Origin of the sequence: Porphyromonas gulae, assembly GCF_000765945.1 — a bacterium.
In the GTDB taxonomy this organism is placed as follows: Bacteria; Bacteroidota; Bacteroidia; order Bacteroidales; family Porphyromonadaceae; genus Porphyromonas; species Porphyromonas gulae.
Genome location: NZ_JRAT01000016.1, coordinates 1 through 237, shown reverse-complemented (window position 1 = coordinate 237; position 237 = coordinate 1). Strand labels below are relative to the sequence as shown.

1 pseudogene is annotated in these 237 nt (G+C 43.0%); it reads right to left on the bottom strand.

From position 1 onward, the window contains the following. Positions 1 to 237 (bottom strand): annotated as a pseudogene (locus HQ49_RS07055) (PepSY-like domain-containing protein); the annotation flags it as partial.

Genomic DNA, 237 nt, shown 5'->3' with positions numbered 1-237 from the left:
GCCGTTGGACTTTCTTTCTATGTCTTTGATAAAGGCACCGGGATAGTTCTGCTTGATGTAATTTACGATCTTAGCCTTGATGTGAGCAGGGATATTGTCGTCATCATCCTGATTATCTACATTTCCGCTCACGAAGTTACCCTGAGCATCGAACAGCAAGTCATACTCCTTGTTGTTGTAGACGATCTCTGCCTTGTACATGCCGTTGGACTTTCTTTCTATGTCTTTGATAAAGGC